Here is a 15211-nt window from a genome sequence, read left to right on the forward strand (position 1 = left end):
CAACAACAATGAAAATGACCATTCGCGTCAAACTATTGCTGATAATTTTGATAGCCAACACCACATTGGTGCTGGCTATCTATATCGCCAATAAATTAGCGTTTGAAAAGAGCTTTACTGCCTATCTTGAAAATACCTCTCGGGCACAGCTCAAAGAGGTGGTAACGCAAGTTGCCGAGACTTACGCACGCCATGGTTCTTTGGACTGGGTGTATCGAGGCTCAGAGGATTGGGACAGCATAGTACGTAGCTTTTATGGTCTTTCTGAGGACGAGCGCCCGCGAGACAAGCTACATTCTCGTCCACCACCAAGACATCGTGAAAGAGGCGAAGGAGGGCCAAGGAGGCGTGATGGCCCCCCACCGCGTTTTGACAATAAAAAACGCCTGCTTATCAAAGACGCACAAGGCAATATTATTATGGGCACACCGAAAAGTAAGCAGACTTCGCTGTGGTTCCCAGTCTATCAAAGCGACCACTTGGCGCAGCCTAAACGCGAACAGATTATCGCCTACTTAGGTGTCGAGCAAAGTGGCTTGGTACGCAATGACTTCGACCAACTGTTTGCAGAGCAACAACGTAAACAGTTCATCATCATTGCGCTCGTCGCCCTGTTGGTTACTTTAGTGATTGCCGTGCCTTTTAGTAAATATATGGTCAACCCAATCGTGTTGTTGCGCCGCAATGCAAAAACACTGACACAAGGAAATTACGATGCTCGCGTCGATATCGCGAGTAAAGACGAACTCGGTTTGCTTGCCAGAGATATGAACCGTTTGGCAGACACGTTAGCGCAGAACCAAATAGCTAGGCAGCAATGGATAGCGGATATTTCGCACGAGCTACGCACGCCGATTGCCGTGATCCGCGCGGAACTTGAGGGAATGATTGATGGCATTATCGCAAGCGATCCTGAACAACTGATGTCGCTTAACGAAGAGATCCAACGATTGACTCGGCTGGTGGACGATTTACATCAACTATCGCTGTCAGACCGCGGTGCACTTACTTACAACATGGATAAAGAAAACCTTTACGACCTGCTCTCACGCACCTTTGCGAAAAGTAGTCACCAAATTGAAAAGCACTATCTTGCTTATTCCCTGCAATGCGATGAGCGTATTACCTTAGAATGTGACGAGCAGCGCCTTGGGCAGCTATTCGACAATTTACTGCAAAACACCTTGCGCTACACTGACTCCTCAGCTGAGCAACCCGGTAATCTTGATGTAAAAGTCATACAGCAACAAGATAAAACAATAATTTACTGGCAGGACAGCGCCCCTTCAGTACCACAAGAACAGCTAAACAAACTATTTGACAGGCTCTATCGAGTAGAGGAAGCGCGGAGTAGAAAAACAGGTGGTTCAGGCCTTGGTTTAGCCATCTGCCAAAGTATTGTTGCTGCCCACAACGGAAAAATCACTGCGGACTTGAGCGAACTGGGTGGTCTCGCTATTATTATTGAACTGAAAAAATAATGAGTTTCCCCTGTGCCAAACAAACATATTTTAATCGTCGAAGATGAACCAAAACTTGCCGATATTTTAAGTAAGTATTTGGCTCAAGCCGAGTATACCAGCCATTGTGTTCATGATGGTGCTTTGGCTGAAGAGGCTTTTAAACAACAGCAACCCGCCCTTATCTTACTCGACCTGATGCTGCCTAATCTTGACGGTATCGAAATTTGCAAGCGGATCAGAGCGTATTCAAACGTGCCAATTGTTATGATCACCGCCAAAGTAGAAGAAATCGATCGTCTTCTTGGTCTTGAAGTGGGTGCTGATGATTACGTGTGCAAACCCTATAGCCCAAAAGAAGTCGTCGCAAGAGTGAAGGCGATTTTAAGACGCGTGACGCTAAATGAGCGCGGCACAGTGACAGAAACTGAGAGCAAACTTAAACTGGACGAAGAAAGCTTGTTTGTCTCCTTCCTCGACGCTAAAGCAACGCTCACTTATGTCGAGTTCATGCTCTTAAAGGCAATGTACGGACACCCATGCAGAATTTATAGCCGCGACTTATTGATGGATCACATTTACGATGATAGTCACATTGTTAGCGATAGAACCATAGATAGCCATATCAAAAATATTCGGAAAAAGTTGCAAAGCATCGCACCTAAATACGATTTTATCCACTCCATTTACGGAGCGGGGTATAAGTTTGAGGCGCAGGAACGTAATTCTTAATCTCTAACCCTCAATGAGAGTTGGGCTATGCACTAATCCAACTCTCACCTAAGGCTTAATTCACCGCTACACCCCATTCCCTTTTATTGGTAAACTCCAAAAAATAACTAATAATTATAAAAAGGAATAGGCATGAAAAGACTTACTTTGGCAGTTATAATCACATTAACAGGCTGCAGTAATAGTAATGTTGTAGAGCGAATAAAATCAGAGTCTTCCGTGGTAAAACATAGCTCTGTAGAAGGGTATGAAGATAGATATTCCAACATCTACAATAAGTTTAAAGATTATCCCGTGACCTGCGAAGAAAACTGCTATCCAGTCACCCAACAAATTCAATGTCAGTCCGAAATGCAAGATTGTACTTACGTTGGCAACAACCCCACTCTCTCGCTCAATACCGGTTTTGCTATCCAATGGCTCGGACATGCGAGTTTTAAAGTCAACACCAAAGATGGACAACAGTTTTTGTTTGACCCTGTCACGGCTCAATTTGACTGGCCTGTAAACTGGGCATTTCGCCTCTCAGAAGGGTTTAATCGCAATCAACCTGCACAGCTCAGTCAAACAGAGTTACAGCAAACCAATGCGGTAATGTACTCCCACATTCATTACGATCATTTTAACAAGAGTGATATCGAAGCGATTGGTACTGGACCAAATTACCTCACCCCTCTTGGATTTGCAGAGCACTTTCCTGAAGATGGATACAAGGTTTCTGAAATGGAGTGGTATTCAAGCAAACAACTTGGTGAAGTAACCGCACACTTTGTGCCTGCAAATCACTTCAGCAGCCGTATTTGGGTGCCGTTTTTATACGAAGATCATGGCGCTGCACTATGGGGTGGCTGGATATTAGAACACCAAGGCAAGACTCTATTTTTTGCTGGAGATACTGGATATTCACCGCACTTTAAAGACATTCAAGAAAAATACGGTGATATTGATGTGTGCCTACTTCCAATTGCTTCATACTACAGCGAAGAACATCCTGATTGGTATCGTAAAGTACACACCACACCAGAAGATGCACTGACTGCCGCAAAAGATCTGGGCTGCAAGGTTATGATGCCTTGGGGCTATGGCAATGCTAGTTGGAAAATGGGAGATAAAACCTCACATTCAGCGCTGTTCCGCTTACTGCATATGCAACAAGTACTAAAAGCCCAAACGCCACTGTATATTTTAAATGAAGGCGAAAAAGTCCATCTCTAATCCAAAAAGGCACCATAGTCAGATTACATAAAAATAACATTAAACTATAATTCTAAGTTGTCGATAAAAGATCGTTACCTATACGTAGATAAGGAAATATATGAAGATTATAAATCAACCAAGAGAAACGTTGGTAAACAGTCTATCAACTGTAAGCTCAGATACAGTTGCTAAGACTAAAGTCGAGAGATCCGGAGACGCACTGAAAAATGATACATTTTCTCAAACAGCTAAGCATGTGACCCCACCAGTTTATGAGCGACCAATAACGATAGGTGTATCAAAAGAGGTCGAGCAAACGATAAAAAGTGCAAGCGTTATGACTGGTGAAGCAATCGCCGAGCTTTATCTGGGTGGCAGCATGTTTAAATCGGCGGACAGCATGTCTAAAGAATATGACAAAACACTCTCGGATATTGCCACTGAACGACCTGAACTGACTGAAAATGAGTGGGGGTTTTCAGTCAACGAACAGGGCGAATTGAAGGTGACAGGTAATATCTCGGCTGAAGATATTACTTATTTAGAAGGAAAGCTCAATAGCAATAAGGCACTAGTCAACCTTGCAAATGAAGTAAAAGCCAACTTCTTACAATATACTCAGATGGAACGAGACGATAATGGCGGCACCAGTAAACTCTGGGGAAAGTATGATGTTACTAGCGAAAATTTCGCAGATATAATCGACTTCAAAGCACTGATGGACGGTCCTAGAGAAACACAACAAACGACTCTAGCACTAGGAAGACAATTGACTGGGCATGGATTTATTCAAAATATTGCCGATCAGCTAGGGCAAAGCGCAACCGTTAAATATTATTAGTATTTAACGGTCAATTTTATCGCAACTATTGTTAGCGGCGAGCCTTAATAAACAGCGAGAACAATAACCTATAAACCCGTTTCAGCTTTCATACACTTATCTATGTTATAATTACAAAGTGTTAATTCAAGGAGGCACCATACCCGAGTGAGCAGAGCCAAACTAAGTCAAGACGAAAGCTTATCTTTTAAAATCAACTATCAACTCCTTCCCAAAGAGACAAATCAACTCGACCTGTATTTTTCAATCCCAACCGATATGGGGATTAATACCAACACGTTGAACGAAGTAGACTATTTTAATGCCAATATAAAAAGCCACAGTGCATATTACTCGGAGCAGCTCCACCTTCCCTTGGTACGTAGCCGTTTTATCAGCCAAAGCAAAGGTCAAAAAACGGATTACCGCGTTAATCTAAACCTATTTTGCTACCAGATCCGCATTGCGCTAGATGCCGATGTAAAACAGACATTGAAGCTAAAAGAGGCCGATGAGTTTTATCCAGCCGCACAGTTATTGGTGGAAGAAACCGAACGCCTATTGAAGAAGCTCAGGCGTTACACGCCACCAGATAATAAGCTCAAACCTTACTACCAAAACGCAGATAACTACCTCAGCTGGCATACCGAGCAAGCGTTTTTGAAACTCATCGCTAGCGGGCCTAAGTCAAGCGACTTTAGTCATGAGCGAAGCTGTATTGTTAGTTTCTGTCAACGAGAAAGCCAATACCGCGAGGAGCAGAGCTACAACTCGCAAGTCACGTTGGACGACCCAAACCGCATTACCAATAAAATGAAATTGCTTGAAAGACTCATCGAATATGGTGTTGTTTTTAACAAACAAACCATTGACTTAAGTACCAATCTAAAACGTTTAGTTCGCGGTGTGGTTACTGGCATTATCATGGCCTTCGTGATGTTTATTGTGCTCAACGCCCGCTCTAACTTTCAAGAAGTCACCGTCGCCCTTATCGCTTTGCTTGGGGTAATTTATGGCCTTAGAGAAACATTCAAAGAAGACTTAACCCAGTGGGCATGGCGTTATATTCAACGCGGCCGACCAAAGTGGCGCAACAAGTTTAAAAACTCAGTGACGGACGCCATCGTTTGTACACAAACAATATGGCTGGAACATATTCGTAAAAAAGACCTACCAGAGGATGTTGATAAGCTGCTAAAGAAGCGCCGACAGCAAAATAAACAAGCGGCGCATCTACTGCATTTTTGCTGTAAAAACCAAGTGCATATTGATGAGTTTTTACCCGGTTACGAAGAAGTACAGCAACGTATCACCTTTAACATGAGTTCGTTTGTACGCTATCTAAAAAAAGGGGCAGGAAAGCTTTATAGCCTTGAAGGGAAAAAGGTCTCGAAAAAATCAGTTGAGCGTCGCTATCAAATAAATTTAGTAATGCGGTTTAAATCTTCTCAGGGAATCCAGTTAGAAAGATATAAGCTCACCATGAACCGCTCTGAAATCGTCGCCATAGAGCTTATGGCAAGCGATTCCGTGTATATTGAAAACGACGTTTAAGCACAGACGCAGTTTCATATAACCACCGACAAAACGGATTGGAAGCAGGTTTATTCTGCACTCCAATCCTAGAAAGTTAATGCGCTTTCTTTGGCCCGTAACGAACCATGTCTTTGCCGTTTTCATACACGTCTTGAGATACCCAACGACCCAACAACAATTGATGTTTATCATCCAAAATCGCAATAAATGGTCTGCCATCACTGTTGTTCGTTGCCAACGCCACACCGGCCACGTTTTGCAACCCTAAGCCACCGTTATCAACTAACAACAAAAAAGCTTCCAGCTCGTCCAAGGTTTCAATGATATCTTTATCGTTGATCATCTCTTTACTCTCACTTACTCAGTATGCCGCGTAGAATACCAGTTATGTAGAAATGATTGAACCCAACACCAAATGCCGTTTAACCAGAGTGACCCATACAGAAATCCAAAACAAAGCAAGAATAAGCGAGCAATAAATAGTCGGGTTAAACGTAGGGTCAACAGCAATGCGTGGCGCACGCATTGCTGCTGAGGGTGGCTAATGGTTGTCAAAACGCAATATTCGGTCCGCCGTTGGTTTTTCCTCTCTGGGCTGATCCTGCATTTTTTGAAATAGCCAACCAATTCCCACCAGACATAAGCCTAAACCGATAAAAGACAAAGCACGCAGCAAGCCTTCGAGGTTTGCCATATCGACCACAAAGGCTTTTAAAATAACAATGGCTAGACCTGCAAAACCGGCGTTAATTAGCACCTTATGCTCTATTTGCTTGGCAACAAAAATCAATACGGTTGAAATCAATAGCCACACTATCGAATAGGCATATAACTCGGATTGTTCCATCGGCATCGACAGCACAAGGAACCCCTCATGAAATAATGCCCGAATTTCACCGTTGATAAACAAGATCCCTAGCACGGCTATCAGTCCGTATACCAAACGCTTAAATTGTGATGGTACTAACTTAAACTGGAGCATGATAGCGAGTATGCATGCTGGTACCAACCACTGCAAAAGTAGCCAATTAAACACACCGTCTCCAATGTATCGCCTGTCAAAAAACGGATTATTGGCCAACGAAATATCGGCGTGGAGCAACGCACTTCCAAGTAATAACAAGCTCGCTGCAAGCGGATAAAGTCTGTTGCCCTTGTCGCTGAGCTGCCCTCGCCACAGATATACAGCGCCAAGCACCAGCCAATTCAAAGCAAGCAACACGGATTCTTGGAAACCGAGATTAGTAAAATCAGGGTAGTCACCAATCAAGAGATAACTTGTTTCGGTCGTGACCAGAAGCGCCACAATATGCATTGCAACGCCCATAAACCAAGTGTTCAGGGTCTTTGAAGGGTTGTATTTGGTAGCAAACCAAATGATGCCCAGCACCAGCGGATAGACCACAAGTGTCCAATGTATGGTTAAAATCGTTTCGTGCTTGTAATCTGCAAGCCAAGGCGCAAAAGTAAGACGGGTAACAACGGCAATAAGCGCAGCCTTATACAGCCAATCAGGTAAACGCACCTTGTACTTCCAGCTCAAATAACTCATAGACGCTACTTGTGCCGCAATCGCTAAAGTCAACGAGCTTGCCGAGAGTAACATCGTAAAACACAAACTCAGCATGGCGTTCGCCAAAATAAGGTAAGTGACCTGCTGAATATTAGTATCCGTTTTCATCGCACAATACGAAGCGAAGAGCCCGATGGCCAACATTTCAATCGCCCACACAGGATATAAAATTGCCTCTGCGACTCTCGGAGAAATAGCGTAGCTTACACCGTAAAGCGCAAGTGGTGCCACGTTTAACAACATCAAATAAGCGAGTCTTGATGGATATCGCTTAATCATCATCATGCTAAATAACATCGTGATGACCACTGCCACTTGGATAAACAAATACTTAAAGGTAAAAGGAAAAAGGACGTCGTCGTAAGTGCCCACTTTGGGCATCAAGTAGAACGAGAGAAGTACAAACAATAGTAAATAAAATGGCCAACTATCCAATGCACTATTTCTATAAGCCGCGCACAAAACAACGCTAGCAAATAACACATTAGCCCAAATAAGCGTATCGATTTGGGTTTTTAATATTAGCGCACATGCGATAAGTAACAATGGGAGTAAAATTCCCAATTGCTCTTTTCTTGGCATTAATAGATCTTTGACAGGCAACGGACTTATCATTGAATTCGTCAGTCGCCAACCCAGTACGTCTACCAACACATATAAATACATAGAGATAAGCGCAAAAATCAGCAGCACCCAAAAGTCGCCGCTTCCACCAGCCGCAACCGCGGTGCAAAACCATAAGAAATGACCAACAAAGCTTTGCCACCACAACCATTTTTGCTTCACATAATCCGCAACCCATATCGCAGAGAGTGAAACAAAGCTGATATACAGCAGTAACGCACCGATATTATTAGAGCCTGTCGATACCAAAGCAGGCACGACATAAGCACCAACGATGCCAATACCGGCGAGTACTGGGCCAAATCTCAGTGCCAAAGAGGTCGCAACCAAGGAAATAATGGCGAGTAAAACAAAGGCCATATTAGCCGGTATAAACTGATAGAAATCAAAAGCAACCAATGTCATGGCAAAGCAAGTGATCACGCCACCACTGGCAAGCGCTGCAGAAACGTACGGAGTATTAATCTTTAGCTTTTCTTTGTAGCGATTTACGACTTCAGCGGCAGTAACCAAGCTGACTCCAAAAAGAGCGCCCAGTATCACTCGCACACTTGGGGGAAGAAGTCCGGCTTCAATAGAGTACTTAGCGAGAAAAACGCCGCCCAAGGCTAGCACTACGGCACCTATCCAAAAAAGTCCATTTCCTTTTAATAAAGAATCTAAAGTAAAGTCAAAGGCAGGTTTACTCTTATTAAGCTTGGCTCTTGCGATAGTGGCCGTGCTTTCAGGCTGCTGAGGTTGTGTATGATTGGCTGTTGCCGTGGATTCGCCCAATGCAGTCCGTGCTGTTAATGATGTACTATCAGCTGTTTCGCCATTCTTTTGTCCACACTCAGAAAGCTTATTCTCTGAATGTGTTTGCTCTGAGCATGCTTGATCTGAGGATTCACGACCTTCAAGTGTCGAGATCCGGCGACTTTGCTGCTCTACCGTATTTTGTAACTGATGTACTTTTTTAACGAGTTGCTTAAGCCTTTGTCTATCTTGTAGGGCAAAAACAGCGCCAATAAATACAAAAAGATAAAATATAAAAGAGATAAACTCCGTTTCCATACGACTCCTTATTTGTTTGCTAGGCCCCAGCTAACCTGTATTAGAAACAGTATGAGATCAACCACACCAATAAATCAATCTCTCATGATAGGTGCCATAACTTTAGCAAACCACATAGAAGTATGATGACTTGAAATTTTCTAACATTGGCCAAAAATGCACATGCGCCCCGTTGTCATATTACCTCCTTGTAAATAAACTAAAAAATTATATTTTAGGGACGTTGTTCTAAGGATTTTTCTGTGCGTTTTTTATCACTTTTACTTTTTGTAGCGGTTTCTGGCTGTAGCTATACTCAGCCAAACTTAAAGCCAAAACAGTGGCGTTTTGCGACCGATCCGCATGGCAGCAAAGCAATTCTGAACGGCCCGCTTGTTGATGAAGAGCAAGTTGCTATTCAGTTTAAACGCGTGCCGCGAGTCGATAAACAAAACAATTCTTGGGTAGAACTCATTTACGACTTACCCACTAAACAGCTCCCCTATCAATTCAATATCGCACTGACGTATAAAAGTGATAACGCTTTAATCGTTAAGTTATCACAACGTGAGTATGGCGGCTCAGGTGATAAAAGCTATGCTCATTATCAAACTAAATTACCAGCTTCAAGCACTTGGCAAACAATCAACGTATCTCTGAGCGATTTTGCCAGACCCAATTGGACACCTGCTTGGTCAAAAGACAAAGGGGTTATACTCAAGCATGTTTCCGCACTTTACTTCGTACCAGATTTAACGGATGTGGAAGGTGGTGAAGCAAGCCTTGCAATAAAAAGTCTTCGAATTGAGTAATTCACTGGTTAGAAATGATGTACACGAAATGTGAGATATTACGGCTTTTCGCAAAGGCATTATATAGCCAGCACAGATAACGGTTAAATTAATCGCGCTGGCTAATCAGAGGCATTTAAGCGTTAGATTACTATATTACGCACCTAACGCCGTTAGCTTTTCGTTCAATTCTTCTTTATTGATTAGACCCATTTCGTGCTGCTTTTTGGTTTTACGAATTTCATCGAAATTGTCTAGTTTCAAACGCGCTTTAGCCAGCTTAGTATCAAACTCGTCTTGTGAGATAACATCAAGCTTTAGCGCTTTTTCTAGCTTCTCTTTTTCACCGTCAAACTCTTTTTGAAAAACCGCTTTTTCCTGGATAACAATCTGATCTTTTAGTTGCTTCTCAATAGCGATAACTTCAGCTTCCAGCTCGTCTTTACGCTTAATTAACGGGTCGATACGCTCGATAGTGTCTTGCAATACCGCTTCAAGATTTGCACCATCGTTTTTGATTAGGTTTTCAATGTATTTACGGCCAATATCTTGGTATGCAATATTAAGTTGACCATCGATTGAGGCGATATCTGACTTCAAACCAGCAAGCTTCGCATTGTCTTTCGTTGAAGACACAATATCACCGCTTAATTTACTGGTAGATTCACCAATACTACTACCAATTGATTGTGCTTGAGTTTTGAATTTATTTAATAGACTCATGGTTATTTTTCCTTAAATAGATTGAGATTTTCAATTTATGTAATATCTAATACGGCAGACAAACCGATAAAATATATTTCAGATTAATTAAGTAATAGGTATTAGGTCCAGAGTATCTTGACTTAGCTTTAAGATACTCGTTTCTTGCGCTTCGACATAATGCGCTTAGTGCCACTCCACGCCATCCAACAGCCGAATAACACGGCTCCTACGACCAAAGAGTAAATAGCAAAAGAAGCGACTTTAATAATAAAAATGACGAGCAAGGTGATAAATAGAACAACAAACAACAAAAGCTTTGGTGATTTAGCGAGTTGCTTGGCAATAAAAGAAGGTAAAAACGCACTTAATATGCGCTCCAATCTTTGAGCATTCATAACACTATAATCCTTGTGTTTAAGTGAGATTATTTTAAGACGGGCGATAGGTTATCAGCTTTATTTCTACCTGCCAAATTAATTATAGGTTAATTATCAAGCTAAACAATCCCAAACTCCGAACCAGTTATTAACTGTAATCTACAGCAGAAATAAAAATTAAAATCATTATTTACAAAAGGTTATCACTTTAAAAGACGTCACATTTTGAAATTTTAATACCTTTTTTCTCAACAATTGAAACTAACCAATTATTAGTACCCAAAACAATACTGCTTTATTTGGTAAATTTCGATAGTGCCTTCCAGATTTAGGTCAACACTTATCCAAGATTTTACATGGCTTCATCCAAATGCAGGATCGAAACCAACTTCTCCACTAGGGATACTTTCACACCAGCTGTTAATCATAAAATATTCTTTTGGTATCCCTGAAACCGTAAGCTCTGGTGAGTGGTTAAACCCAAAGCGTGAGTAATACTCAGGCTCACCAATCAGCACAACGCCGTCTACATCTCGCTGTTTTAGTATCTCTACCGCTCGGTTAATTAGCAGACTTCCTATACCTTTTCTCTGCACTTTTGGGGCAACGGATAGCGGTGCTAGTGCTAACCACTTACTGGCTTTTCCATTGATTGTTATTGGAGAAAAGGCAATATGGCCAACAACGCTTTCTCCATCTTCAGCAACCAAAGATAGCGCTAAACGCTCTGTATTTCTTAACTTTTCAACTATCAGGTGCTCCGTCGGCTTTGCTCCTGGTTCATGGTGTGGATGATTTTCAAAAGCTAAGTACGTAAGTGAGCGAATGGCTTCATAATCTTGTGTGTTTTCTGGTCTAATGTTCATCATTACCTCTTTAATTTGGTTATAAAAAACGGATAGCCATTTAGACCTAATTAATTGTCATAGATATCAATTGCATCTTTTAAATCTGAAAGAACAGTAGTGTCAAGTGTGCCAACTTGGCTCAGACAGCGTATTTGGGCAACAGGTTATTTACTCTACCCTGAGCTAATTTGCTCATCAAGTTGACTGTTTTTGTCCTAGCTATTGAATTTTCTTCATTCCTATACTGGAGAACATAATAATGACGACGAAAAGGTTACTCAGCATGATTGCAGCAACTCAATCGCACAGAGTCAGTTCAACCAAAGGTATACCACGGCATACCTTGTCACTTCTGATAGCGGCTGTACTATCAGGCCATAGCTATGCCGAAGCGGAGCCCACGCTTAGCGCTGAGCAAAGCAAAAAAATTGAGCGGATCAGCGTTACCGCAACGCGGCAAACCGAAAATCTACAAGATGTCGCGCTTGCGGTGACCGCCCTCTCCGCCTCAGAGCTTGAGAAGATGAACGTACAAGACCTCGGTGACTTGGCATCTCACGTTCCGAACCTTAATCTGCACTCAGGTGATGCTTCCAACGCCGTCATTTATATTCGCGGAATTGGCCAAATTGACTCTATCTCCTTTAATGACCCCGGCGTTGGTGTGTATCTCGATGACGTATATCTTGGGCGCGTTCAAGGTGCCTTTTTAGATGTGGTCGACCCTGAGCAAATCGAGGTATTACGTGGTCCACAAGGCACCCTTTACGGTCGCAATACCATAGGTGGCGCGGTGCGTTTCAGTAGTGCCAAACCTTCGCAAGACAACGAAGGGTACGTCAGCGTGGCGCTTGGAAATTATAATGCTCGAACGATAAAAGCTAGCGTCAACGGCGCATTGATTGAAGACACGCTCTCTGGACGTTTTGCAATTGCCAAAAGTAGTCGAGATGGTTTTAGTGAGAATCGCTATAACAACCGTGACGACCACGACAAAGACACCTTAGCGTGGCGTGGCAGTTTACTTTATCAACCAAGTGAGAATTTTTCGGCCTATTTAGTCGTCGACGGCTCGAACGCATCCCCCTCAAGCTCACGCACTCCACATCGAGAAACGCCTATCTATTCGGTGATAAAAGAAGGCTATTATGCACCTGAGGAAGACCCATTTGTCGTCGACGTTAACTACAACGATTTAGAAGAACTGGATACCTCGGGAGCGAGCTTAACGCTTGAATATCTCACGGGACACTCGGTATTTAAATCCATCACTGCTCGACGCGAAATGGAATACCGCACACACTTAGACTTAGATGCCACCCCCGATGCATCATTTGGTATTTTTAATTTCGAAGATCAACAGCAGATAAGCCAAGAGTTTCAATGGTTATACGAAGACGACAAATTCTCTTTGGTATCTGGGCTCTATTACTTTAATGAGGACGATCTGAGTTTTGGCGGCTCCGTAGCACCGGACTTTTTCGTTATGGTGTCACCAGACGTTTACCTGCCTTGGCCTGTGATTAACGCAGGAGAACGCGACCAAGAAAATACCAGCTCAGCCCTCTACGCTAACCTCTCTTGGTCTTTGACTGAAAAGCTCGACGTCACGCTTGGCGCACGCTACACCATTGAGAAAAAAGAAGTCACATCCAAAGGCGAGGAGTTTTTTGGCACCGGTGTAACAACAGCAGAGGAAATGGAGGCGGTATTCGGCACAGGCATTGGCTATAGCCCTACAGGCTACAGTGCATCCAAGGAGTGGAAAGAGTTTACCCCAAAAGTGGTGTTCGATTACACCATTTCTGACGACAGCATGGTTTACCTGAGCACCGGAAAAGGGTTTAAAAGTGGCGGTTTTAACGGCCGGATCACCTCATTTGCGCAACCTTTTGATCCAGAAACCTTGTGGAGCTATGAAATTGGCTCTAAGTCTTTATTGAATAAGCAGAATATTCGTTTAAATACCGCTGCTTTTTTCAATGACTACAAAAACTTTCAACTCAGCCGCTTTTCTATCGACCCTGACACCGGCGCGTTTTTATCACTCTTTGAAAATGCAGGTAAAGCCACTATTTATGGCGCAGAAATGGAGCTCGAAGCCGTGGCTTCCGATAACCTCACTCTGAACCTCAATCTGGGCTATTTAGGTGGCGGTTATGATGAGCTCATCGGCGACTTTGATAAAGAAGTCAGCGATGAAAGGGAGCTGGTTAATTCACCTAAATGGAATGGTCGTGTGGGCTTTGAATACTTCTTTAGTGCCTTTACACCAGGCGAATTTTCACTACGTGCTAGTGCCGCCTATCGCAGTAAAACTTATCTCACCGTGAGCAGCTCAGAGGTACTTGCACAGTCTGGCTACACCCTCTTTGATATGTCACTACACTATCGCTCCGCGGACGACACTTGGGAAGCAAGTTTATACGGCAAAAACTTAGGCGATAAACGCTATCGTCAACACGGCTTCGATCTTAGCGCAGCACCTGGGGTTCAACTTGGTTATTACGGCGCGCCTAGAACGTACGGTATCAACCTTAAATATAAGTTTTAATTATGAAATTAGACAAACAAACACAAGCATTGTTAGACGATCTCGCGGCTCAAGCTGGCGACATTCATGACATCGAAATCTCCATTGAGACCTCACGACAAGGCGCAAGAGCGATGTTTTTGGGGCTCGCGGGAGAGGTTGACGCACAAGTAAGTAGCCAAGACCTACACATTGAACACAATGGTATTCACGTGGGCGTTCGCTGTTACCGCCCAGCGCAGTCTTTGGCAAGCCCCAGTCCTGCGGTGGTGTTTGTCCACGGCGGCGGCTGGTCTTTAGGAGATGTCGACTGCTATGACGGACTGGTAAAAGACTTATGCCAGCAATCCGGAGTCGTTTTTTTCAGCGTCGAATACAGCCTTGCGCCTGAGCATAAATTCCCATGCGCCCTGCAACAAGTAATCGCTGTAGTGGATTGGCTGCAAGAAAACCACCAGCGGTTGGAGCTAGACCCTACTAAAATTTCACTGATGGGTGACAGTGCGGGTGGCAACTTAGCGCTTGTTGCAGCGCATAACATACATCAACAACAGCCAAACACCCTAAGTAACTTATACCTAGTTTACCCGGTAGTTGACTCTTTTTCTCCCCATGAAACCTATCCGTCACGCATGCAATATGGCGATGGAAACTTGTTGCTAACCAGAGACGCAATTAAAGACACCTGCGACTGGTATTTAGCACCCGAGCAAAGTGCGGCGCACGTCAATGTCTCGCCATTATTTATTGAAGACATGGCGCACCTTCCTACCACCAGTGTGTTGCTTGCCGGCTGCGACCCACTTTACGATGAGGGAATACTGCTCGCTAAAAAACTAAAGCAAGCAGGTGTGCTTAATACTTTAACCTGCTTTGAAAATACCATACATGCGTTTTTCTCCTTTGCCGTGCTCGACGTCTGCAAGCTCGCGCGCAGTAATATCGCCAATCAGTTAAAACATGACTTGACCTAGGATAAAAAT

General features: G+C 43.3%; 13 protein-coding genes. 8 read left to right on the forward strand and 5 right to left on the reverse strand.

Features of this window, described 5'->3' with window-relative positions; translation table 11 throughout:
* Positions 1-8: 8 nt before the first annotated feature.
* From CWC03_RS11165 to CWC03_RS11185, 5 genes are all read left to right on the forward strand, one after another.
* On the forward strand, positions 9-1481 hold the full coding sequence (locus CWC03_RS11165; RefSeq protein WP_138581992.1) for an ATP-binding protein: 1473 nt from the start codon (positions 9-11) through the stop codon (positions 1479-1481).
* A 12-nt stretch (positions 1482-1493) separates the two neighbouring features.
* Positions 1494-2192, forward strand: a complete 699-nt coding sequence (locus CWC03_RS11170) for a response regulator (RefSeq protein ID WP_138581993.1) — start codon at positions 1494-1496, stop codon at positions 2190-2192.
* A gap of 132 nt (positions 2193-2324) precedes the next feature.
* Positions 2325-3407 carry an MBL fold metallo-hydrolase gene (locus CWC03_RS11175; protein ID WP_138581994.1) on the forward strand — a complete coding sequence of 361 codons (1083 nt, stop codon included), beginning with the start codon at positions 2325-2327 and terminating at the stop codon, positions 3405-3407.
* A 100-nt stretch (positions 3408-3507) separates the two neighbouring features.
* Entirely contained in the window at positions 3508-4230 is a 723-nt protein-coding gene (locus tag CWC03_RS11180; RefSeq protein ID WP_138581995.1) for a hypothetical protein, read from the forward strand.
* Between the two features lie 147 nt (positions 4231-4377).
* A complete protein-coding gene (locus CWC03_RS11185; protein ID WP_138581996.1) occupies positions 4378-5763 on the forward strand; it encodes a hypothetical protein in 1386 nt (461 codons plus the stop codon).
* Positions 5764-5839: 76 nt separating this feature from the next.
* On the opposite strand, the gene CWC03_RS11190 is transcribed toward CWC03_RS11185, so the two are convergent.
* Positions 5840-6088, reverse strand: coding sequence for a hypothetical protein (locus CWC03_RS11190; RefSeq protein WP_138581997.1), 249 nt, complete (start codon positions 6086-6088; stop codon positions 5840-5842).
* Positions 6089-6286: 198 nt separating this feature from the next.
* Positions 6287-8995, reverse strand: coding sequence for a DUF2339 domain-containing protein (locus tag CWC03_RS11195; protein WP_138581998.1), 2709 nt, complete (start codon positions 8993-8995; stop codon positions 6287-6289).
* 242 nt (positions 8996-9237) lie between these two features.
* On the opposite strand from CWC03_RS11195, the gene CWC03_RS11200 reads away from it, so the two are divergent.
* Positions 9238-9786: a CIA30 family protein gene (locus CWC03_RS11200; RefSeq protein WP_138581999.1), complete on the forward strand. Its 549-nt coding sequence runs from the start codon at positions 9238-9240 to the stop codon at positions 9784-9786.
* 135 nt (positions 9787-9921) lie between these two features.
* On the opposite strand, the gene CWC03_RS11205 is transcribed toward CWC03_RS11200, so the two are convergent.
* The 3 genes from CWC03_RS11205 to CWC03_RS11215 all read right to left on the reverse strand — a co-directional run bounded on the left by CWC03_RS11205 (position 9922) and on the right by CWC03_RS11215 (position 11716).
* Positions 9922-10488: a hypothetical protein gene (locus CWC03_RS11205; protein WP_138582000.1), complete on the reverse strand. Its 567-nt coding sequence runs from the start codon at positions 10486-10488 to the stop codon at positions 9922-9924.
* Positions 10489-10616: 128 nt separating this feature from the next.
* On the reverse strand, positions 10617-10865 hold the full coding sequence (locus CWC03_RS11210; protein ID WP_010370628.1) for a hypothetical protein: 249 nt from the start codon (positions 10863-10865) through the stop codon (positions 10617-10619).
* Between the two features lie 344 nt (positions 10866-11209).
* Positions 11210-11716 (reverse strand): GNAT family N-acetyltransferase, encoded by a 507-nt coding sequence (locus CWC03_RS11215; protein WP_212748150.1) that lies wholly within the window; start codon positions 11714-11716, stop codon positions 11210-11212.
* A gap of 262 nt (positions 11717-11978) precedes the next feature.
* Between CWC03_RS11215 and CWC03_RS11220 the strand changes: the two genes are divergently transcribed.
* Both CWC03_RS11220 and CWC03_RS11225 read left to right on the forward strand, forming a co-directional pair.
* Positions 11979-14249: a TonB-dependent receptor gene (locus CWC03_RS11220; protein WP_138582020.1), complete on the forward strand. Its 2271-nt coding sequence runs from the start codon at positions 11979-11981 to the stop codon at positions 14247-14249.
* A 2-nt stretch (positions 14250-14251) separates the two neighbouring features.
* Positions 14252-15202, forward strand: coding sequence for an alpha/beta hydrolase (locus CWC03_RS11225; RefSeq protein ID WP_138582001.1), 951 nt, complete (start codon positions 14252-14254; stop codon positions 15200-15202).
* Positions 15203-15211: the final 9 nt, after the last annotated feature.

The sequence above is a fragment of the Pseudoalteromonas sp. S2755 genome (assembly GCF_005886535.1).
In the GTDB taxonomy this organism is placed as follows: domain Bacteria; phylum Pseudomonadota; class Gammaproteobacteria; order Enterobacterales; family Alteromonadaceae; genus Pseudoalteromonas.

Excerpts from the sequence above, each read along its gene's own strand:
- CWC03_RS11225 (WP_138582001.1), top strand. The coding sequence starts at position 14,252 with ATGAAATTAGACAAACAAACACAAGCATTGTTAGACGATCTCGCGGCT.
- CWC03_RS11210 (WP_010370628.1), bottom strand. The coding sequence starts at position 10,865 with ATGAATGCTCAAAGATTGGAGCGCATATTAAGTGCGTTTTTACCTTCT.
- CWC03_RS11220 (WP_138582020.1), top strand. The coding sequence starts at position 11,979 with ATGATTGCAGCAACTCAATCGCACAGAGTCAGTTCAACCAAAGGTATA.
- CWC03_RS11190 (WP_138581997.1), bottom strand. The coding sequence starts at position 6,088 with ATGATCAACGATAAAGATATCATTGAAACCTTGGACGAGCTGGAAGCT.
- CWC03_RS11180 (WP_138581995.1), top strand. The coding sequence starts at position 3,508 with ATGAAGATTATAAATCAACCAAGAGAAACGTTGGTAAACAGTCTATCA.
- CWC03_RS11195 (WP_138581998.1), bottom strand. The coding sequence starts at position 8,995 with ATGGAAACGGAGTTTATCTCTTTTATATTTTATCTTTTTGTATTTATT.
- CWC03_RS11175 (WP_138581994.1), top strand. The coding sequence starts at position 2,325 with ATGAAAAGACTTACTTTGGCAGTTATAATCACATTAACAGGCTGCAGT.
- CWC03_RS11165 (WP_138581992.1), top strand. The coding sequence starts at position 9 with ATGAAAATGACCATTCGCGTCAAACTATTGCTGATAATTTTGATAGCC.
- CWC03_RS11205 (WP_138582000.1), bottom strand. The coding sequence starts at position 10,488 with ATGAGTCTATTAAATAAATTCAAAACTCAAGCACAATCAATTGGTAGT.
- CWC03_RS11215 (WP_212748150.1), bottom strand. The coding sequence starts at position 11,716 with ATGATGAACATTAGACCAGAAAACACACAAGATTATGAAGCCATTCGC.